At 61.3% G+C, this 21,435-nt stretch carries 13 protein-coding genes and 4 tRNA genes; 13 read left to right on the top strand and 4 right to left on the bottom strand.

Features of this window, described 5'->3' with window-relative positions; translation table 11 throughout:
• Positions 1-113: 113 nt before the first annotated feature.
• Complete coding sequence (locus tag NH448_RS07560; RefSeq protein ID WP_253028640.1) at positions 114-6,182, top strand: retention module-containing protein; 6,069 nt, start codon at positions 114-116, stop codon at positions 6,180-6,182.
• A gap of 301 nt (positions 6,183-6,483) precedes the next feature.
• Positions 6,484-7,491 carry a DUF5801 repeats-in-toxin domain-containing protein gene (locus tag NH448_RS07555; protein ID WP_124804794.1) on the top strand — a complete coding sequence of 336 codons (1,008 nt, stop codon included), beginning with the start codon at positions 6,484-6,486 and terminating at the stop codon, positions 7,489-7,491.
• Positions 7,492-7,567: 76 nt separating this feature from the next.
• Here the strand turns inward: NH448_RS07555 and mtnN are convergent, their stop codons facing one another.
• The 3 genes from mtnN to folD form a co-directional block, all read right to left on the bottom strand.
• Positions 7,568-8,305 carry a 5'-methylthioadenosine/S-adenosylhomocysteine nucleosidase gene (gene mtnN, locus NH448_RS07550; protein WP_045993756.1) on the bottom strand — a complete coding sequence of 246 codons (738 nt, stop codon included), beginning with the start codon at positions 8,303-8,305 and terminating at the stop codon, positions 7,568-7,570.
• 28 nt (positions 8,306-8,333) lie between these two features.
• Positions 8,334-8,801 (bottom strand): S-ribosylhomocysteine lyase, encoded by a 468-nt coding sequence (locus NH448_RS07545; protein WP_045993755.1) that lies wholly within the window; start codon positions 8,799-8,801, stop codon positions 8,334-8,336.
• An 83-nt stretch (positions 8,802-8,884) separates the two neighbouring features.
• The gene (gene folD, locus NH448_RS07540; RefSeq protein ID WP_045993754.1) at positions 8,885-9,763 is read right to left on the bottom strand and encodes a bifunctional methylenetetrahydrofolate dehydrogenase/methenyltetrahydrofolate cyclohydrolase FolD; all 879 of its coding nucleotides are present in this window, start codon (positions 9,761-9,763) and stop codon (positions 8,885-8,887) included.
• Positions 9,764-9,966: 203 nt separating this feature from the next.
• Here folD and NH448_RS07535 point away from each other — a divergent pair.
• The 11 genes from NH448_RS07535 (at position 9,967) to NH448_RS07485 (ending at position 20,573) form a co-directional block, all read left to right on the top strand.
• Positions 9,967-10,043, top strand: a tRNA-Pro gene (locus NH448_RS07535).
• A gap of 69 nt (positions 10,044-10,112) precedes the next feature.
• Positions 10,113-10,189, top strand: a tRNA-Arg gene (locus NH448_RS07530).
• Between the two features lie 67 nt (positions 10,190-10,256).
• Positions 10,257-10,331: transfer RNA gene (locus NH448_RS07525), tRNA-His, on the top strand.
• A gap of 58 nt (positions 10,332-10,389) precedes the next feature.
• Positions 10,390-10,464, top strand: a tRNA-His gene (locus tag NH448_RS07520).
• A gap of 286 nt (positions 10,465-10,750) precedes the next feature.
• Positions 10,751-12,091: a trigger factor gene (gene tig, locus NH448_RS07515; RefSeq protein WP_045993753.1), complete on the top strand. Its 1,341-nt coding sequence runs from the start codon at positions 10,751-10,753 to the stop codon at positions 12,089-12,091.
• A gap of 73 nt (positions 12,092-12,164) precedes the next feature.
• Positions 12,165-12,785: an ATP-dependent Clp endopeptidase proteolytic subunit ClpP gene (gene clpP, locus NH448_RS07510; protein WP_045993752.1), complete on the top strand. Its 621-nt coding sequence runs from the start codon at positions 12,165-12,167 to the stop codon at positions 12,783-12,785.
• 75 nt (positions 12,786-12,860) lie between these two features.
• Positions 12,861-14,150, top strand: coding sequence for an ATP-dependent Clp protease ATP-binding subunit ClpX (clpX, locus tag NH448_RS07505; RefSeq protein ID WP_045993751.1), 1,290 nt, complete (start codon positions 12,861-12,863; stop codon positions 14,148-14,150).
• Positions 14,151-14,313: 163 nt separating this feature from the next.
• Positions 14,314-16,722 (top strand): endopeptidase La, encoded by a 2,409-nt coding sequence (gene lon, locus NH448_RS07500; protein ID WP_045993750.1) that lies wholly within the window; start codon positions 14,314-14,316, stop codon positions 16,720-16,722.
• A gap of 176 nt (positions 16,723-16,898) precedes the next feature.
• Complete coding sequence (gene hupB, locus NH448_RS07495) at positions 16,899-17,171, top strand: nucleoid-associated protein HU-beta (RefSeq protein WP_045993749.1); 273 nt, start codon at positions 16,899-16,901, stop codon at positions 17,169-17,171.
• A gap of 193 nt (positions 17,172-17,364) precedes the next feature.
• Positions 17,365-19,185 (top strand): SurA N-terminal domain-containing protein, encoded by a 1,821-nt coding sequence (locus NH448_RS07490; protein WP_045993748.1) that lies wholly within the window; start codon positions 17,365-17,367, stop codon positions 19,183-19,185.
• 326 nt (positions 19,186-19,511) lie between these two features.
• Positions 19,512-20,573: a GTP-binding protein gene (locus tag NH448_RS07485; protein WP_253028639.1), complete on the top strand. Its 1,062-nt coding sequence runs from the start codon at positions 19,512-19,514 to the stop codon at positions 20,571-20,573.
• 62 nt (positions 20,574-20,635) lie between these two features.
• Here NH448_RS07485 and NH448_RS07480 read toward each other — a convergent pair whose 3' ends face one another.
• Entirely contained in the window at positions 20,636-21,418 is a 783-nt protein-coding gene (locus tag NH448_RS07480) for a UDP-2,3-diacylglucosamine diphosphatase (RefSeq protein ID WP_311767537.1), read from the bottom strand.
• Positions 21,419-21,435 lie beyond the last annotated feature (17 nt).

Here is a 21,435-nt window from a genome sequence, read left to right as displayed (position 1 = left end):
GGGTTGTTCCGATGGAGAACTCTCCCACTTGACCTACTAGACAGTATCGCCCGCACGGGGCCGCCCCTATTTTCTGTGGAAACCCAATAAGCAGAAAGCACGGGGCTAAACCCATGAATATCATTGCTACCGCAGGAAGTGTGTGGATTGTCGACCAGGCAGGCGAACAGCGGGTGGCCAGGCCCGGCGATGTGCTGCAGCCAGGCCAGCGACTTGTCGCCGGAGATGACGGGCGAGTGGTTGTTTCGTCAAGTTCAGGACAGCTACCGCTGGTGCTTGAATCAGGCGAGACAATGGAAATGCCGCTGGGCCAGGGCGACGCCCAATCGTTTCCCTCAGATGATTTGCTTCTTGCGCAGACTGTCCCGTCCGAGTTGATTCAGGCTTCGCTGCTGCAGGACGAGCAGTTGGAAGAGGTGTTCGAGGTGCTGGAATCGGGCCGGGACCTCTTCGATGTCTTCGACGAGCCTGACGCGGGTCCGGGTGCTGGCCCCGGCAACGACAATGGGCATTCTTTCGTCCGTCTTTTGCGTATTCTCGAGCAGGTTTCTCCACTCGCCTTCGAGTACGGCCTGGACTCGTCCGATGGACAGGAACCCCGACTATTCCTGGGAGATATCGTCGATGGCGACAACCCTGGCGAGGACGGTGGCGAAGAGGAAGAAGACAACGATGTCAGCCTAGGCGGCTTGGAAGGTGGTCCAGACGGCTCTGGTATAGACCCAGACGCTGGTGATCTTCCGGGGGGGCTGGAAGGTGCCGAGCTCGTGGTACGAGAGTCTGCGCTAGCCCAGGGTAGTCGTCCATCGGCGGACGCCTTGGCGCAGTCCAGCAGTTTCAACTTCGACACTCCCGATGGTCTCGGCGCGCTGACGTTGGGAGGGACGCTCTCCTTGACGCTGGCGGACCTTCAGGCCCTGGAGGGGACTCCCAGGTCCCTCGATACGCCCCATGGCATCCTCTGGCTTGATGGTTTTCAGGGTGACGCCACTGGCGGGACCGTGCTTTACCACTTTGAGCTGACCAGTACCGTCGACAATGACGAGACGCAGGGGGCCACCGATGGCGGCTTCCTGGAGCAGATCGAAGTGACGGTGACGGATGTCGATGGTGACGGCCGCACTGCCAGCCTGGATGTGCTGATTCTCGATGATGTTCCCGGCATCGAGCTGGGCGGTCCCGCCGAGGTGGGGGAAGGCAGTACCATCGAGGGGAGCTGGAGCGCCGTTGATGGTGCCGATGGTGTGGCCAGTCTCGTTGTGTCGGTCGCTGGCATCGATGAGTCCTTTGCGCTGGGACAGGAGATCGTGCTCGAGGAAGGACGGTTGATCGTGGAGGCTGATGGAAGTTGGTCATTCACCGCTGCCGTCGGACTCGATCAGGGAGCATCACCGTCGGTGGAGTTCAGTCTGGTACAGACCGACGGAGACGGTGATCAAGCCGATGCTCACCAGCGTATCGAGATCTTCGACGCAACAGTCCCGACCACACCCACGGATGGCGGTGATCCGGATGCGGCGCCTGCCGAGGTAGTGCTCGATGAGGACGGCCTGGATGGCGGTATCCCCGGCGGTGATGGCGATGTCGCGGGCGAGGCCACGGTCATCACCGGTGCGCTCGGCTACGACTTCGGCGATGACGGGCCGGCAGTCAGCGGCGCCTTTGCCTGGTCGCAGGTGGGTCTGCCGGCGTTGAGCTCCCGCGGTGAGGTGCTGAATTTCGCCGTGTCGGATGATGGCCTGAGCCTGGTGGCGGCCACGGCAGCGGGCGAAGAGGCGCTGCGCATCACCCTGACAGACCTCGCCAGCGGTGCCTTCGAGGTGAGCCTGCTGCGTCCGCTCGACCATCCGGAAAATTCCACCGAGGACGATCTGGCCATGTCGGTCGGCTATACCGTCGCCGATATTGACGGTAGCGAGGCATCCGGCCAGCTTGACATTCGCATCGACGATGATACCCCGGTGGCGTCGGTGACCACGGGGAACACCCTGATCGACGCCAACGCCAGCTCAGGCGTTATCCAGGTGGCCGAGGGCGCCACCGTCGAAGGCAACTGGTCTCTGAGCCCCGGCGCGGATGGATTCTCCGTCATCGACGTACTGATCAATGGGGCGCCCCTGAGCTTTTCCAGTCTGCCTGGCAGTGACGAGCAGACCACGTTGACCCTGGCACAGGGCGACCTGACCCTGAGGGGTGACGGTAGCTGGTCCTTTACGGCAGCCAGCGGACTCGACAACAGTACGCCGCAGAACATCGATGTCGTGCTTCGCGTGACCGATGGTGACGGTGACGTCGTCGAACTGGATATCAGTGGCGAGATCCTGGATGCATCGGGGCCCACCACCCCAACGGATGGCGGTGATCCGGATGCGGCGCCTGCCGAGGTAGTGCTCGATGAGGACGGTCTGGATGGCGGTATCCCCGGCGGTGATGGCGATGTCGCGGGCGAAGCCACGGTCATCACCGGTGTGCTCGGTTACGACTTCGGCGACGACGGCCCGGCAGGCAGCGGCGCCTTTGCCTGGTCGCAGGTGGGTCTGCCGGCGTTGAGCTCGCGCGGTGAGGTGCTGAATTTCGCCGTGTCGGATAATGGCCTGAGCCTGGTGGCGGCCACGGCAGCGGGCGAAGAGGCGCTGCGCATCACCCTGACAGACCTCGCCAGCGGTGCCTTCGAGGTGAGCCTGCTGCGTCCGCTCGACCATCCGGAAAATTCCACCGAGGACGATCTGGCCATGTCGGTCGGCTATACCGTCGCCGATATTGACGGTAGCGAGGCTTCCGGCCAGCTCGACATTCGCATCGATGATGATACCCCGGTGGCGTCGGTGACCACGGGGAACACCCTGATCGACGCCAACGCCAGCTCAGGCGTTATCCAGGTGGCCGAGGGCGCCACCGTCGAAGGCAACTGGTCTCTGAGCCCCGGCGCGGATGGACTCTCCGTCATCGACGTACTGATCAATGGGGCGCCCCTGAGCTTTTCCAGTCTGCCTGGCAGTGACGAGCAGACCACGTTGACCCTGGCGCAGGGCGACCTGACCCTGAGAGGTGACGGTAGCTGGTCCTTTACGGCAGCCAGCGGACTCGACAACAGTACGCCGCAGAACGTCGATGTCGTGCTTCGCGTGACCGATGGTGACGGTGACATCGTCGAACTGGATATCAGTGGCGAGATCCTGGACGCATCGGGGCCTACCACCCCAACGGATGGCGGTGATCCGGATGCGGCACCGGACGAGGTGGTGCTCGATGAGGATGGCCTGGATGGCGGTATCCCTGGCGGTGATGGCGATGTCGCGGGCGAGGCCACGGTCATCACCGGTGCGCTCGGCTACGACTTCGGCGACGACGGCCCGGCAGGCACCGGCGCCTTCGCCTGGTCGCAGGTGGGTCTGCCGGCGTTGAGCTCCCGCGGTGAGGTGCTGAATTTTGCCGTGTCGGATGATGGCCTGAGCCTGGTGGCGGCCACGGCAGCGGGCGAAGAGGCGCTGCGCATCACCCTGACAGACCTCGCCAGCGGTGCCTTCGAGGTGAGCCTGCTGCGTCCGCTCGACCATCCGGAAAATTCCACCGAGGACGATCTGGCCATGTCGGTCGGTTACACCGTCGCCGATGTTGACGGTAGCGAGGCATCCGGCCAGCTCGACATTCGCATCGATGATGATGCGCCGGAGGGCATCGTCTCGGAAGCTTTACTGCTTGAAAATGGCAGCACTGGAGAACTGGCAATTCCGGGCGGGTATGGTGCGGATGGGCAAGGGGCCCCGATCCGCTTCGACGGTGCGCTGGATGAGGCGCCGGTGGAAGACGTCAATGGCAACACCATCATGTTGGATGGCGGACCACTGTCCTGGAGGCTGGCCGACAATGGGGTCGAGCTGGAGGCGGTGACAGCCACCGGACAGGTAGGCTTCAGCGTGGTGCTGGATGAATCAAGCAATCAGGCCCGTCTCGTTGTCGGGGAAGGTGAGCTGTCTGTTTTCATTCGGCTTGATGGTGACATCGTGGCGACCGCCATTTCGCAGAGCGCGACCCAGGGTGTGCTGGATGTCTCCGAGGGCGGTCTTGATTCGCAGCTGGTGTTCTCCGCGGTGGCCGGCGTTGCGATTGCCGACGGATCACTCATCGTCGGGGCGGGACAGATTGATGAAGGAGACCAGCTGCGTGTCGATATGGTCGCGGGGGCCGAGGAAACCGGCGGTGTGGTGTCCTGGGACTCACATGTGCGCGTCGGCGAGTTTCGCCAGAGTATCTCGATGGCTGGCGCTGACAACGCGCGAGCCACCCTGCTGCTCAGTGCCCGGGCCTACTCGTCACAGCAGGGGGAAGATGAGCCTCTGCCGCTGTCGGCCGGGGACCTGCGCATTCTCGATCAACGGGGCGTGGATGTGACGTCGGAGGTTCAGATCGATGTCATCGATGGGGATCTCAAGGTTGAAGGCTTGCAGGATGGCTGGTCGTTTGTCATCAACAGCGCCGAGGGCATCCAGGCCATCATCATCGAAGGCGGGAACGGTGAACCCTTTGGGCTTGGCAGCGTGGACATCGTCCGTGGGGCTGCGCCAGGAGACGCATCGGTGCCGCTGCCCCTCGAGGCTGCCGATGGCGACGGTGACAAGGCGTCCGGTGAGCTTTCCTTGATCCTGTCAGGCCCGGGCGAGCTCGTGGTGAGCAACAATGCCAACAATACTATCACCACGGGTGGGGGCGACGATGTCGTCATCGCGGACAAGGGTGGGGCAACGATCATCATCGACCCAGCAGGCAACTATAACCTCTCCTTTATTCTCGACTCGTCGGTCAGCATGAATGCAGAAGTCGATACGCCCAGGCCGGATGGATCGGGCAACTATACCCGCCTCGAGCTGCTGAAGGCAGCAATGCTGCGACAGCTCGAGACCCTGGCAGACTTCGAAGGTACCTTGAATCTTCAACTGATCGATTTCGACGGCGTAGCACGAAATCCTGTCGTGTTCGAAGACTTCAGTAGTGCTGACCTGGCTGCGGCCAGGGCCTATATCCTCGGTATGGAAGCCAAGGGATCCACCAATTTCGATGCAGGCTTCGTTGCCAGTACGGACTTCTTCACCCGCATGTCGGATATCAACAGCTTCGAGTCAACGGCGGTCTTTGTCACCGACGGGCTACCGACAATCTGGCTGGACGAGGATGGCAAGCTGGTGATACCCGAACCGCTGGAGCCCGGTTCTCTTGTGGCGGTGGAGGAATCGGTGGCGTCCTTCGAAGCACTGCTCGAAGTGGCTGATTCGGTCCACGGGATCGGCATAGGGGAAGATAGTCTGGTTGATTACATCCGCCATTTTGACAATACCGACATCCTGGCGGGTGACGTCGAGACTGCGTTGGAAGACGGCAATACCTATACCGGCTCCGCCGGTGAGATCAACGTGGTCAACACCGAGGAAGATCTAAATCTTGCTCTTGATACGGGGTCAAGTACCTCGGATCTAGAACCCTTGGGGAGTGACCAGGTGTTTGCCGGGGCGGGGGATGATCTTGTATTCGGTGACACGGTCAACTCCGATGATCTCGAATGGGTTAACGGCGATTCCGGGGAGGAGTTTTCATCGGGTGAGCACAATGGTCTAGGTTATGAAGGCCTCTATGAGTTTCTGAAGTGGTCTCCCGATTTTGGCAATGGCACCGCGCCAACGACTGATGAGGTCAAGGCGTATGTTCTGGCCAACGTAGATTCACTGATGAACCTTGAGCGCCAGGACGGTGGTATCGATGAGCTATATGGTGAAGAGGGCGATGATGTCCTGATAGGCGGGGCAGGGCAGGATGTTCTGGTGGGCGGTAAAGGAGACGATGTTCTGTGGGGAGGCCTGGATAGTGATCAATTTGTATGGGATGCCGCAGACGCCGAGGTCCCTTCTGTTGATCGTATCGAGGACTTCACTCTCGGAACCACCGATCAAGCTGACAAGCTCGATCTGAGCGGTCTGTTGATCGATGGCGCTGCGTCGGACCTGTCCAGCTATCTGGTGGCTGTCGACGAAGGCGAGGATATTCTCCTGAAAATCAAGACCGATGGCGGGATTGACGCGTCCGGGAACAACGCTGATCTGACCATCGAACTGGGCGGCCTCGGTGTGGCCGGAAGTGGTGAACAGGTGCTGCAGCAGATGCTTGATGATGGACAATTGATCGTCGAGTGACGATGCGTTTTGCAAAAGGGCCTGGCGATGCCAGGCCCTTTTTGTATGCGTCAGTTCACATTCGAGTATCAACAGCAGGACTTTCCTTCAGAAGCAGCCAGAGATGGCTGTGGTGGTCCGAGCGAAGCCGGGAAAGGAGGCATGATCCAGCTGCTGACGCTTTGTCATGTTTTGCTTTGCAGCTTCGCTATTTCTTCCTTCGTTTGTGCGAGGATTGTTCTTTAGTACGGTGCGTGTGCTCCCTTGCCTGTCATTTTTAGTGTTGTATGGATGAAATCGCATTAGGGACAGGTAAAGTGTCATGGAAGATGCCGTAATCGTCGCCGCTTCAGGAGGCGTCTGGATAAAAGACGCCGAAGGAAATCTGAAGGTGGCCTTGGCGGGAGATCGCCTTGAAGAGGGGAGTGTTCTGGTAACAGTGCCGACGCGAGTGGCTCGAGTAGATAGGGGAAAGGGCCTGCTCGACGAGCACAGCCTGCCCAAAGGTATCGCCGGCGGTCCCGGCGACGCCCCGGGAACCGAGGTGGTGAACACCGGCTGCAACGACAGCGCGAGCGCCAACCTCGGGTTCGACGCTGGGGCTGATGGTGCTGCCGTGCAGGGTGCTTTCCGCTGGGATCTCGACGGGCTGCCTGAGTTGACCAGCCGAGACTCTCCAGTCGAGTTTGTGGTGAGTTCAGACGGCTACACCGTGATGGGCAATGATGCTGATGGCGAGCGGGTCCTGACCATTAGTCTGGTGGATGCCGAGGCCGGTGATGTGGTGGTCTACCTGAGCAAGGATGTCGACCACCCGAAGGGCGGCCAGGAAAGCGATCTGTCGCTCGAGTTGGGCTACGCCACTACCGACAAGGATGGCTCGACAGTGAGCGGGACGCTTGAGGTGGTGATCAATGACGATACGCCAACCATCACCGGCATCGATCCGGAGGGCTTCGGGGCCGCGATGGCAGGGTCAAGCCGAGCAGCCGCGCTACCGCTGTTGGCGGAAGAGGATGAGCTGGCCTGGAGTCTGGGAGAGCCTGCGTCCAGCGCTGACAGCTCCTACGCCACTGCGGTCGATGTCTTGGGCAATATGCTGGATCTAAGAGAGTTGCTCGAAGACATTGGTGATCTGGAAGGTGGTGAAAAGGTCCTGGCCATCGCAGATGGCGAAGACACCGTGGTCCACGTGAAGCTCGATGGAGGGCTCTTGCAGGACGGCAGCAATGCGGATGTTCAGGTGACGCTAACGGGGGTGTCCATGGACGGAAGCAGTGACGACTTTCTGGTCAGGCTGCTGGAGAGTTCACAGCCGGATATCGGTTGAGCGAGTGGCAGCACGCCCGGCTGTAGCCGGGCGTGCTGTCAGGATGACGGCAGTGCTTTCTGGCGAGACAGAGTTGTCAGGCCGGCTGCTGTCGGTCAACGGCAGGTTGCGGTGACGCCAGCCGTTGCACCATTGCCGTCACCATACGGCTGGAGTGATCAGCCGCCTGCTCGAGGAATTCCTCGAAGGACAGGTGGTTGTCACCTTGCCCGGCGATATCGGACAAGGCGCGAATCACCACGAAGGGGCAACCGTAGAGGTGGCAGGTCTGGGCAATCGCGGCCGCCTCCATTTCTGCCGCCAGCATGGTGGGAAAGCGGTTGCGGGTGCGCGAGACAAGATCGGGGCACGCCATGAAGACGTCGCCGGTCGCGATCAGGCCCTCGACCACCTTGACCTCAGCCATGCCTTCGACGCAGTCCCGTGCCACCCGAACCAGGCGTTCATCCGGGAGATAGGCCGCCGGCATATTGGGCACCTGGCCATGTTCGTAGCCGAATACCACCGCGTCGACATCGTGGTGGCGCACCTCGCTGGACACCACCACGTCGCCGATCGACAGTCCTTCGCCGAACCCGCCTGCGGAACCCGTGTTGATGATCGCCTCGGGCTGGTAGTTGTCCAGCAGCAGCGTCGCCCCGATGGCGGCGTTGACCTTGCCGATCCCGGATTGCAGCAGTACGACCTCGACCCCATGCAGGCGGCCGATGTAGAAGGTGGAGCCGACGTGGGTGCGGGTCCTGACGTCTTCCAGCTGGGCCGCCAGTTGGGCGACTTCCTGCGCCATGGCTCCGATGATGCCAATGCGTTTCATGCGATTCCTCTTGAGGTGGAGCCTCGGCTCAGGCGAAGACCTGGTGCCACTCGTCACGCTTGGCCAGCAGGCCTTTTGCCAGCTCCTGGGCGCCTTCCAGGCTGTGGGATGCGGCCCAGCCACACTGCATTTCGTTGCAGGCAGGAACTTCGGTCGCCGACAGCACGTCGTTGAGCGTACCCTCGATCAGTGCCAGCACGTCGTCGTAGTCGTCGTGGTTGATCATGGCGATATAAAAGCCGGTCTGGCAGCCCATGGGGCTGATATCGACAACCTTGTCCGAGTGGTTGCGCGACAGCTCGGCCAACAGGTGCTCCAGGGAGTGCAGGGCAGGCATCTCCATGTGCTCCTTGTTGGGCTGGCAAATCCGCAAGTCATACTTGTGGATGCGATCGCCGTTGGCGCCGGTCTTGATATCTGCCAGACGCACATAGGGGGCGCGAACCTTGGTGTGGTCGAGGTTGAAGCTCTCGACATTCATCTTCTTGTCGCTCATGGAGTGTCTCCGTGATCCTGTGTTGGATGGGCGCGATGCTACGTCAATTGAGTCCATCACGCATGGATGTCGCAAGTGCAGGTTCAGCCGTCGGGAGTTTCGCGATGCTGGCCGTCATGAATGTCTGCGGCCATCAAGGTGTTTTCCAGCAGGCTGGCTACCGTCATCGGGCCAACGCCACCCGGGACCGGTGTGATGTGACCTGCACGTCGGGCGGCCTCGTCGAAGTCGACGTCGCCCACCAGGCGCCCATCTTCCTGTCGATTGATGCCCACATCGATGACGATCGCGCCGTCACGTACCCATTCGCCTTTCACCAGTCCTGGTTTTCCGACCGCAACCACCAGCAGTTCCGCCTTGCGTACCTGAGCCTCGAGGTCACGGGTAAAGCGGTGACAGACGGTGGTCGTGCAGCCCGCCAGCATCAATTCCAGTGCCATCGGCCGTCCCACGATATTGGAGGCACCGACCACCGTGGCGTCGAGGCCTCGCACCGCCAGACCCGAGTGATGCAGCAGCGTCATCACGCCCTTGGGGGTGCAGGGGCGCAGCAGCGGCAGACGTTGGGCCAGCCGTCCCAGGTTGTAGGGATGGAAGCCGTCCACGTCCTTGCTTGGCAGGATGCGCTCGAGGATAGGGCGAGCGTCCAGGTGGTCGGGCAGCGGAAGTTGAACCAGAATGCCATCGATGGATGCGTCGGCGTTGAGCTGGTCGACCAGGGCTTCGAGCTCTGCCTGTGATGTGGAAGCGGGCAGGGCGTGTTGAACAGATGAAATACCCGCCTGCTCGCAGGCGCGATGCTTGTTGCGTACATAGACGTGGGAGGCGGGGTCTTCACCGACCAGCACCACAGCAAGCCCCGGGATGCGTTCTCCGGCATCGATCCGCGCCTGTACCTGACGGGCGACCTGCTGGCGTACTGTGGCGGCAATGGACTTGCCATCGATGAGCTGGGCGGTCATGGGGTTCCCTCGGTCAGAAGTTGGTGTGCTGGATGAAATTGGCGGCCACGGATTTTCGCACGCTCCGCCATCCAGGCAAAGCTTGAGCCCGAATGACAACAGGAATGTCTCGGTAGCCTGTTGACTTGGCGGGAAAGTTCCGTAGAATACGCAGCGCTTGCAGAGACTGCTTCGGCGGTTTGCATGGCCGAGCGGCTGGCCGGCGGGGTGTAGCGCAGTCTGGTAGCGCGCCTGCTTTGGGAGCAGGATGTCGGGGGTTCGAATCCCTCCACCCCGACCACAACAGCTTGTTGGAGAAGAAGTTTTTCTCGAAAAGCGGGTTGTGGTGAAGAGTTCGGTTCTGTAGAATGCGCCTATAGCTCAACCGGATAGAGCAACGGCCTTCTAAGCCGTAGGTTGCAGGTTCGAGTCCTGCTGGGCGCGCCAGTGAAGTTTGCTGGTAGCTGCTTTTGACAGGCTCGGGCAAAGGTTGTAGCGGTATTGTCCTGATATGGTGGATGTAGCTCAGTGGTAGAGCCCCGGATTGTGGCTCCGGTGGTCGTGGGTTCGATCCCCATCATCCACCCCATTCAGGCGATGCAAGTGTGGTCAAGCCCGAACGTGGGTTCGGTAGCTGACAGGTTGTGGTGGATGTAGCTCAGTGGTAGAGCCCCGGATTGTGGCTCCGGTGGTCGTGGGTTCGATCCCCATCATCCACCCCATCAACCTGATTCCTTCCCCGAGTTTCTTTCTTGAACAAGTCGTTGTCGAATCTGAAGCTGGCAGGCAAAGTTGCTTGTCCGGCGTTTTGTCGTGCCTGTGTTTCGCCCTCGGCGGCGGTCGTGTCGTCATTCGGTGGCCACGAATTTTCCGATAGCCCCTTGTAAAAGACATGCCAGGCCCCATGTTGTGGGCGTTGGCGCTTGCCAGTGCCCGGCGGGATTCTTAGAATCTCCCCTTTGACGTTTTCAATTTTTCAGTACGCCCCCAGTCGGTAGAGGATTATTCATGCAAGTTTCCGTCGATACGACCTCCCAGATCGAACGCCGCATCAACGTCCAGGTGCCGGCCGCCGAGATCGACGAGGCCGTCGCCGCCCGTCTCAAGGATGCCGCCAAGAACGTTCGTCTCGACGGTTTCCGCAAGGGCAAGGTGCCGATGTCGGTCATCCGCCAGCGCTATGGTGCTGATGTGCGCAACGAGGTGGTGGGCGAGGTCATGCGTGAGCGCTATGTTCGCGCCATTACCGATGAGAAGCTCAATCCGGCCGGCTACCCGCAGATCGAAGCCACCGTCAACGAGACCGGCAAGGACCTGGAGTTCACGGCCACCCTCGAGGTCTATCCTGAGTTCGAGCTGGCGACCATTGAAGGCGCCGAGGTCGAGCGTCCGGTGGTTGAAGTGACCGATGCCGACGTCGACGAGATGATCGAGACGCTGCGCAAGCAGAACGCTGCCTGGGAAGAGGTTGAGCGTGCTGCAGAGCAGGGCGATCAGGTCAATATCGACTTCCAGGGCTTCCTGGGTGACGAGCCGTTTGAAGGCGGCAGCGCCGAGAGCCACGATCTGGTGCTGGGTTCCGGCAGCTTCATCCCCGGCTTCGAGGATCAGCTCGAAGGTGCCAAGGCGGGTGAGGACAAGGTCATCAGCGTGACCTTCCCCGAGGACTACCAGGCAGAGCAGCTGGCCGGCCAGGAAGCGACCTTCAAGGTCAAGGTCAACGCGGTCAAGGGCCAGGCGCTGCCGGAAGTCGATGCGGAATTCATCGAGAAATTCGGTGTCGAAGGTGGTGACGTCGAGGCGTTCCGCGCCGAGGTCAAGAAGAACATGAGCCGTGAGGCTGACCAGGCGGTCGAGAATCGCGTCAAGCAGCAGGTGCTCGAGGCCCTCAAGCAGGCCAACGAGATCCCCGTTCCCGAGTCGCTGGTCCAGCAGGAGGTCGATGGCCTCAAGCGTCAGGCGGCGCAGCAGTTTGGTCTGGGCGAGGACTTCGACGTCAGCCAGTTGCCCAACGAGCTGTTTACCGAACAGGCCAAGAGCCGCGTGCAGGTCGGTCTGCTGCTGGCTGAGGTGATCAAGGTCAACGAGCTGGATGCTTCCGACGACGAGATCAAGGCAAAGGTCGAGGAGCTTGCACAGCAGTATCAGGAGCCCGAGCAGGTCGTCGAGTACTATATGGGCAACGAGCAGATGAAGACCCAGGTCAAGTCTGCACTGCTGGAAGAAAAGGCCGTCGACGCTTTGCTCGATCAGGCCAATGTGAAGGACGTGGAAATGTCCTACCAGCAGGCCCTGGCTGCCGCGCAGCAGCAGCCGGGCGACGAGGCGGAGGAAGGCGAGGACGCTTGAGGCGCCTCTCCTGGCCGGCCCCGTCGGGCCGGCTTCGTCGTTTTGTCACGCAAGGAAACAAGGACATCTCCTCATGAACACCGAGTTCGATATCAACGCTGCCGGCGGCCTTGTGCCCATGGTGGTCGAGCAGAGCGCCCGCGGCGAGCGTGCCTACGACATCTACTCCCGGCTGTTGAAGGAGCGGGTGATCTTCCTGGTGGGGCCGGTCGAAGACTATATGGCCAACCTGCTGGTCGCCCAGCTGTTGTTCCTGGAGTCCGAGAACCCGGACAAGGACATCCACCTTTACATCAATTCGCCCGGCGGTTCGGTGACGGCGGGGATGTCCATCTACGACACCATGCAGTTCATCAAGCCTGACGTCTCGACCGTCTGTATCGGTCAGGCGGCGAGCATGGGAGCCCTGCTGCTGGCCGGTGGTGCCGCTGGCAAGCGCTATTGCCTGCCCAACTCGCGGATGATGATCCACCAGCCGCTGGGTGGCTATCAGGGGCAGGCCTCGGACATCGAGATTCACACCCGTGAAATTTTGGGCATCCGCGAGCGACTGAACCAGATCCTGGCGCACCACACCGGCCAGGATATCGAGACCATCGCCAAGGATACCGATCGCGACAACTTCATGAACGGCGCCCAGGCCGCGGAGTATGGCCTGATCGACGCAGTGCTGGATAAGCGCCCGGCATCCTGATAGCGTGATAGCTCGCGCGATGACTACGTGATTACCGGTGGCCCCTGGGGCCACCGCTGCCAGAGAGGTACGCGAATGGCCGACGGCAAAGGCAAGGACGACAACGGCAAGCTTCTGTATTGTTCGTTCTGTGGCAAGAACCAGAACGAAGTACGCAAGCTGATCGCCGGTCCGTCCGTTTATATCTGCGATGAGTGTGTCGATCTCTGCAACGACATCATTCGCGAAGAAGTTCTCGATGCCGATGCCGAGAGCGACGAGGAGCGTCTGCCCGTTCCGCGCGAAATTCGACACACCCTCGACGACTACGTGATCGGTCAGGACCGCGCCAAGACGGTGCTGTCGGTGGCCGTGTACAACCACTACAAGCGTCTGCGTCACAGTGGCAAGGATGAGGTCGAGCTCGGCAAGTCGAACATCCTGCTGATCGGGCCCACCGGTAGCGGCAAGACTCTGCTGGCGGAGACCCTGGCGCGGTTGCTCAATGTTCCCTTCACCATCGCCGATGCCACCACGCTGACCGAAGCGGGCTACGTCGGCGAGGATGTCGAGAACATCATCCAGAAGCTGCTGCAGAAGTGCGACTACGACGTGGACAAGGCCGAGCGTGGCATTGTCTACATCGACGAGATCGACAAGATCTCGCGCAAGTCGGACAATCCGTCGATCACCCGGGATGTTTCTGGCGAGGGCGTGCAGCAGGCGCTGTTGAAGCTGATCGAGGGCACCACGGCCTCGGTGCCTCCGCAAGGTGGTCGCAAGCATCCGCAGCAGGAGTTTCTGCAGGTCGATACCGGCAATATCCTGTTTATCGTCGGCGGTGCCTTCGCCGGCCTCGACAAGGTTATCCGGGATCGTGCCGAGACCGGTGGCATTGGCTTCAATGCCGAGGTCAAGAGCAAGGATGAGACCAAGGGTGTCGGCGATCTGCTGCTGGACGTGGAACCCGAGGATCTGGTCAAGTTCGGCCTGATTCCCGAGTTCGTCGGACGTCTGCCGGTCATCGCAACCTTGACCGAGCTGACCGAAGACGCACTGATTCAGATTCTGACCGAGCCGAAGAACTCGCTGGTCAAGCAGTACGCTCGGTTGTTCGACATGGAAGGCGTCGAGCTGGACTTCCGCGAGGATGCCCTGCGCGCGGTGGCCCACAAGGCAATGGCGCGCAAGACCGGCGCCCGTGGCCTACGTTCGATTCTCGAGTCGGTGCTGCTCGACACCATGTACGAGATTCCCTCTCTCGAGGGCGTCAGCAAGGTGGTTATCGACGCCTCTGTCATCGGTGGGGAGAGTGATCCCCTGCTGATCTACAGCCAGGCCAGCGACGCTGAGGAAGACACTCGCGTGGACGGCACCGACGGCTAGTCCGTCAGCGCTTCCCGCGACGCCGTCAAAAGGGGCCGCAGACGCGGCCCCTTTGTCTGCCGGAGCCTTCGATGGCGATTCGGCTAGGCGTTTCCCCTTGCAATGCCTCGGGGCTGCCCCCATCCCCTTAGGTTTCACCCGCTAAGTTTGAGGAACGTCTGCGATGCAGCAGAACGCCGAACAGACTATGAGTCTGCCCCTTTTGCCACTGCGTGACGTGGTGGTATACCCGCAGATGGTCATCCCCTTGTTTGTCGGCAGAGAGAAGTCGATTCAAGCGCTGGAAGCCGCCATGGCGGATGACAAGCGGGTCTTGCTGGTCGCCCAGCGTGAGGCGAGCAAGGATGATCCCGATGACGAAGATCTGTTCGCCATCGGCACGGTAGCCGAGATCATGCAGCTGCTGAAACTCCCGGACGGTACCGTCAAGGTGCTGATCGAGGGCGAGTCTCGCGCCGATATCGGTGAGATCTCGGTAGCCGAAGAGGGTTACTCCACGGCCCAGGTGATACTGCGTTCCAGCGAGCCCCTGAGCGAGCGTGAGCAGGAGTCGTTGGTGCGGGTGCTGCTCAACCAGTTCGAGCAGTACGTCAAGATGTCGAAGAAGGTGCCCAACGAGGTACTGAATTCGCTGTCCGGGATCGAGGATCCCAGCCGCCTGGTGGATACGATCTGCGCCCATCTGTCGCTGAAGATCGGCGACAAGCAGGAATTGCTCGAGATGGATCGCGTCCGCGATCGTATCGAGCACCTGATGGCGCTGATCGAAGCCGAGATCGACCTGCTGCAGGTAGAGAAGCGCATTCGCTCCAGGGTCAAGGACCAGATGGAGAAGTCCCAGCGCGAGTACTACCTCAACGAGCAGATGAAGGCCATCCAGAAGGAGATGGGCGAGCTCGAGAACGCGCCAAACGAGGCCGACAAGTACGAGCAGGCCATCAAGGACTCCGGGATGCCCAAGGAGGCCGCCGACAAGGCCAACCAGGAGCTCGGCAAGTTGCGCATGATGTCACCTTCCTCGGCGGAGGCGACGGTGGTGCGCTCTTACCTCGACTGGCTGGTGTCGGTACCGTGGAAGAAACGTACCCGGGTCAAGCACGATCTGATCAATGCCCAGAAGGTGCTCGACGAGGACCACTATGGACTGGATGAGGTCAAGGAACGCATCCTCGAGTATCTGGCCGTGCACAAGCGGGTCAAGAAGCTCAAGGGGCCGGTGCTGTGTCTGGTGGGGCCTCCCGGCGTCGGCAAGACCTCGCTGGGCAAGTCCATCGCCCGGGCGACCAATCGCAAGTATGTGCGTCTGGCCCTCGGCGGCGTGCGTGATGAATCGGAAATCCGTGGGCATCGCCGGACCTATATCGGCTCTCTGCCCGGAAAGCCGATCCAGCGCATGGCCAAGGCGGGGGTGAAGAACCCGTTGTTCCTGCTTGACGAGGTCGACAAGGTCGGCATGGACCATCGTGGAGATCCTGCGTCTGCGCTGCTTGAGGTGCTGGACCCCGAACAGAACAACACCTTCAGTGACCACTACCTGGAGCTGGACTACGATCTGTCGGAAACCCTGTTCATCTGTACCGCCAACTCGATGAATATTCCGGGGCCGCTGCTGGACCGCATGGAGGTGATACGCCTCCCGGGGTACACCGAGGATGAGAAGCTGGCCATCGCCACGCGCTATCTGGTGCCCAAGCAGCTGGCCGCTAACGGCTTCAAGGAAGATGAGCTGAGCTTTGGTGAGGATGCGCTGCTGGAGCTGATTCGCTACTACACCCGCGAAGCCGGCGTTCGCGAGCTCGAGCGGCAGATCGCCAAGGTCAGTCGCAAGGTGTTGCGTGAGCGGCTCGAGAAGGAAGGCAAGGAAGGCGCCCTGGGCTCGCAGACGCTGGCGGCCGAGGATATCGAAGCCTACGCTGGCGTGCGGCGTTACAGCTACGGTCTGGCCGACCAGCAGGACCAGGTCGGTCGTGTGACCGGACTCGCCTGGACCTCGGTGGGAGGTGAGTTGCTCAATATCGAGTCGGTGGTGACGCCTGGCAAGGGGCGTCTCAACAAGACCGGTTCACTGGGTGACGTCATGAAGGAGTCGGTGAGTGCCGCCCAGACGGTGGTGCGGGCCCGCGCCGAGGCGCTGGGGATCGATCCCGAGCGGTTCGAGAAGGAAGACCTGCATATCCACGTGCCGGAGGGAGCCACCCCCAAGGACGGCCCCAGCGCGGGTATCGCCATGGTGACCGCCATGGTCTCGGCTTTCTGCAACCGTCCTGTGCGTTGCGACGTTGCGATGACCGGTGAGGTCAACCTGAGAGGCGAAGTCATGCCGATCGGTGGGCTCAAGGAGAAATTGCTGGCGGCCAGGCGCGGTGGTATAAAGACGGTGCTAATACCCGAGGAGAACCGTCGCGATCTCAAGGAGGTCCCTGAAAATATCAAGGATGCTCTGACGATCCATCCGGTTCGCTGGATTGATGAAGTGCTCGAGCTCGCTCTGTCACAAAAGGTGGATCAAAAAACCGACGATTCACTGTCGACAGAGTCGTCTGCGACACACTCAATGGTCAGCACACACTAGTGACGTTTTTTCCATGATCTTGGGTGTAGAATGCCGAGTTCATGCGGATTGGCAAGGAAGGTTGCTTGACAGGTCTTTTGCTGCATTGCTATAAATTATCGCCATGCTGCGATCGAGCCTGTCGGCAAGAAGTATCGCCGTTTCGAATTTTTTCTGTAATAGTCAAGGGGTGAAGTGTGAACAAGTCCGAGCTGATTGATGCCATTGCCGCGTCTGCCGATATTCCGAAGGCCGCCGCTTCTCGCGCGCTGGATGCTATGGTGGAATCCGTGACCGAGAGCCTGAAGCAGGGCGACAGCGTTTCACTGGTTGGCTTTGGTACCTTCTCCGTCAAGGAGCGCGCTGCACGTACCGGCCGCAACCCGCAGACCGGTCAGCCGATCGAAATCAGTGCCGCCAAGGTGCCGAGCTTCAAGGCCGGCAAGGCTCTGAAGGATTCCGTCAACTAAGACGCGTGGTCTCGGCGGCACGTCGAGCATCGTCACGTTGACACGAGTCTGGCGGCCACCGCCTACGCCGGACTCGCCAAGGGCGCATCGCTATCGCGGTGCGCCTTTTTCATGAGTTTGGGGGAGGTCGCGCCAGGCCCTCGGGTGCGTATACTGGTGCGCGACGAATCCCCATCCTTTCGCAGAGGCATGCATGCTGCAGAGTATTCGCGACCGATCCCAGAGCTGGATCGCAAAGATCATCATTGGTGCCGTGATCGTCACCATGGCACTGTTTGGCGTGGAGTCGTTGATTGGTCTATTCGGACAATCCGGCGATGAGGTCGCCACGGTCAATGGTGAGCCCATCAATCGCCAGCAGGTCGAACTGAATGTCCAGCGCGCCATGCGCTCCAACCAGGTGCCGGCCGACCAGGAGCGCGCGCTGCGCGGCGAAGTGCTCGAAGGCTTGATCAGTGACCGCTTGATGATCGACTACGCCAAGAACGGCGGACTAGCGGTTTCGGACAATCAACTCGACCAGTTGATCGTCAGTCGCCCGGAGTTTCAGAATGCCGATGGCCAGTTCGACCAGGAGCTCTTCCGCAGCCGTCTTTCCAGCGTCGGCTATACGCCATTGTCCTTCCGCGAGCAGCTCAGTCGTGACGTCATGCGCGGGCACATTCAGCAAGGCCTGATCGCCAGCGACTTCACCTTGCCAGGTGAACGCGAGCGGCTTGCCGAGTTGCAGCGCCAGACGCGTAGTTTCCGCTACCACCGGCTGACCGAGGCGGACCTCGAGGCGCCTGTCGAGGTGTCTCAGGCGGAAATGACAGCCTACTACAACGAGCATCAGCAGGAATTCCTGCGGCCGGAGCAGGTCAAGCTCGGTTACATCGTGCTCGACCAGGAGGCCATGGCCGCCGATATCGAGGTGAGCGAGGAGGACCTGCGCGAAGCCTGGGAAGCCCAGGCAGAGAACGCCGATCGTCAGATATCACACATCATGGTGACCTTCGGCGACGAGCGCAGCAGAGACGAGGCCGAGGCCCGTATCGAAGCCATCAAGGCGCGACTGGCCGATGGCGACGCGTTCGACGATCTGGCGGCCGAGTTCTCCGATGACACATCCACCAGCGACGACGGTGGCGATCTTGGGGTGATCACCCGGGGTATCTTCGGCGAGGCCTTTGAAGAGGCCGCCTTTGCCCTCGACGAGGGCCAGGTCTCCGAGGCGGTCGAGACCGACAACGGACTGCACCTGATCAAGGTGACCGAGATCGATCGTGCGGACTTTGCCTCCGAGCGTGACCGTCTGCGTGATCAACTTGCTCAGGCACAGGTGCGCGACGCCTTCAATGACAAGGCCCAGCAGTTGATCGACGAGAGCTTCGCTGCAGACGATCTTCAGAGTGTGGCTGACGACCTTGGACTCGAGCGTCAGACCAGTGATTGGGTCGGTCGTGAAGGCGCTGAAGGCGTACTGGCCGAACCTGGCGTGATGGACCAGGCCTTCAGCGATGAGGTGCTTGGAGAGGGGTTCAACAGCGAGGTCATCGAGCTGGATGGCTCGCGGCGTCTGGTGCTGCGGGTGCTCGATCACCGCGACGCGGCGACGCTCCCGCTGGAGCAGGTGAAGGACCAGGTCGAAGCGGCGGTGCGTCAAGCCAAGACCCGCGACGCCTTGATCGAGCTTGCTGAAGAGCGAGTGTCGCAGCTGCAGGGGGGCCAGTCTCTGGACATCGATTGGCAGCGTGCTGACAACATCAGCCGTCAGGACGCGCCCAGCGTACCCGATGCAGTGCTGACCACCGCGTTCAAGCTGCCGCATCCTGAAGAGGGCCAGGTGGTTTACGGCCGGGCGGTCGATGGCGCCGATGTCAGTCTTATTGCCCTAGAGAGCATTGGCCAGGGTGAGGGTAACCAGCAGATGGAGCAGTTTGTCGCCAGCATGGCCGAGCGGCTGCGTGCCCAGGCGGTGCTGGATGGCCTGTTGACCCATCTACGCGATACCGGCGAGATCGAGCGTTACTAGCCAACTCGTCTAGCCAGCGCGGAGAGGGGCCGCACGCGTGTCGCGGTCCCCCTGCTGTCGAAAAGGAGCGCCATCTGGCGCTCCTTTTCGTTGGCGCCGGCCTGTGAAGTCCTGTTGGAACGATTGTTGGAGCGATGTTTCGGGTATTGCGTGCCTGCTCGATGGTTCTTTTTATACCGTTATCTTGCGTTCTAGTGAAGCGCATACGGCGTTCAGGGTATAGCGTCGCACAAGGCCTCTGCATATGCATAGGCTGTTTATATTTATACCGTTATCTTATTGGTCGTCATCTGCTGCCAATCTTCTAGCCGGAGCCAAGAACCATCATGCAACCACTGGCCAGCATCCCCACCCATGTCATCACCGGATTTCTCGGCAGCGGCAAGAGCCAGTTGATCCGCCATTGGATCGATCGCAAACCCGTTGGTGAGCGGTGGGCAATCCTGATCAATGAATTTGGTCAGGTGGGCATCGACCAAGCGATAGTCGGGGAGCGCGACGACGTCACCGTGCAGGGGGTGCCAGGAGGGTGTCTCTGCTGTCAGGTGGCGACGGTCTTCCGCTCGGTGCTGGTGCAGTTGCTGCGCCGCGAACGGCCAGATCGACTGCTGATCGAGCCCTCCGGGCTCGGCCACCCGGCCGGCCTGCTGGAGGTGCTGGGGGGCGGCGATCTTGCCCAGGTGCTGGATCTCCGCCAGGTCATCACTGTGCTCGATGCACGCCGTCTCGATGATCCCAGAGTCACTAACCACTCCACCTTTATCGATCAGCTGGCAGTGGCCGATGGATGGGTGCTGTCCATGCAGGACCTGCTCGAGGACGAGCATCGCCAAGGGGTTGAACGATGGCGCCAGGAGAGTGGCTTGGCACCATCCTGGATGGTGCCAAGCGGCGCGAAAGGGTTGCCGATCAGCCATCTGCTCGACTCCCCGGCGCGAGGCCGTCAGAACGTCCGTGGCGATGCTCAGAGTCTGCTGCTGCGTCGGCCTTCGCTGCATGCCGAGACGATCGACTCGTCGCCAGGTACGCCAGAGGTCCCGGCGCCCATCGCCGGTGGTGCAGCAAGACAGAACGGACACGGTCTGGGGTATCGCTCCGCAAGCTGGCATTGGCACCGCGAGGAGTGCTTCGATCTCGCAGCGCTGGACCAGTGGTGGAAGCAACTGCCATCTGGCGTGCGGGTGAAAGGGGTCATGCGAACCGGCCGGGGCTGGCGCACCTTCCCGCTTCCGTCCGTTCCCGGCAAGGAGGCTCAGGTGTCCTGGCGCAAGGATTCGCGGCTCGAGATGATCTGGCCAGAGGATATGGAACTCGATATCGATGGCCTGGAGCGGGCGCTCGAGCAGTGTCGACGTCGGCCGTCGGGTGAGGCGGGGCCGGACGCCTGAGCGTCCGGCGTGTCATCGACGCCCGAAGGCCCAGGGCGGGCAGGGCGTCGATAAAGGCTGCGTCAGAAGGAAAAGCGGTTGAGTGATGGGGCCTCGCCGTCTTCGATGCGCACCTCCCAGCCCTGATCGCGGGTCCAGTCGCCGACCACGATACGTTGCGCCGACACGGGATCGCCCTGAGGGCCGGCAAGGCTCAAGTCATGCACGGCGGGACGATGGGTATGACCGTGAATCAGCCTGCGAACCTCGTGGGCCTGCATCACGTCGACGACTTCCTCGGGGGTGACGTCCATGATGTCAGCGGCCTTGGTGCTGTTGGCCTCGCCGGACTGCTGACGCAACTGGCTTGCCAAGGCCAGACGCTCCGGGATCGGCATGGCAAGGACTCCTGCCTGCCACTGCGGGTCACGGGCCTTGGCGCGAAACGCCATGTAGGCTTCGTCGCTGGTGCACAGGCTGTCACCGTGCATCACCAGCGTAGGCTCACCGCCAAGGTCAAGTCGTTGTGGTTCGTCGAGCAGGGTGGCGCCGGCCCGCTGGGCGAAGCTTTCGCCCAGCAGGAAGTCGCGGTTGCCGTGCATCAGGAAAAGTCGCATGCCGGCGTCGCTGGCAGCCTTGAGGCGTTCGGCCACCTGGCAGGCCAGAGCCGCGTGGCCAGACGGATCCGCGGCGCCGAGATCCATCAGGTCGTCGCCGATCCAGGCGTCGAAGATGTCACCGATCAGGTAAAGATCGGTGCCTTCGGCGGTGTTGCGCTCGAGGTAGTCGAAGAATCCCTGGGTGATCTGCGGCGCCTCGGGATGCAGGTGCAGGTCAGCGATCAACAGAGTGGTCATGGTGTTCATGGTCTCCTGAACGCAGC

This window comes from Halomonas sp. OfavH-34-E (assembly GCF_024124525.1).
GTDB lineage: Bacteria > Pseudomonadota > Gammaproteobacteria > Pseudomonadales > Halomonadaceae > Halomonas > Halomonas litopenaei.
Note: the sequence above shows the minus strand (reverse complement) of the source record. Positions and strands in the feature narration are given on the sequence as shown.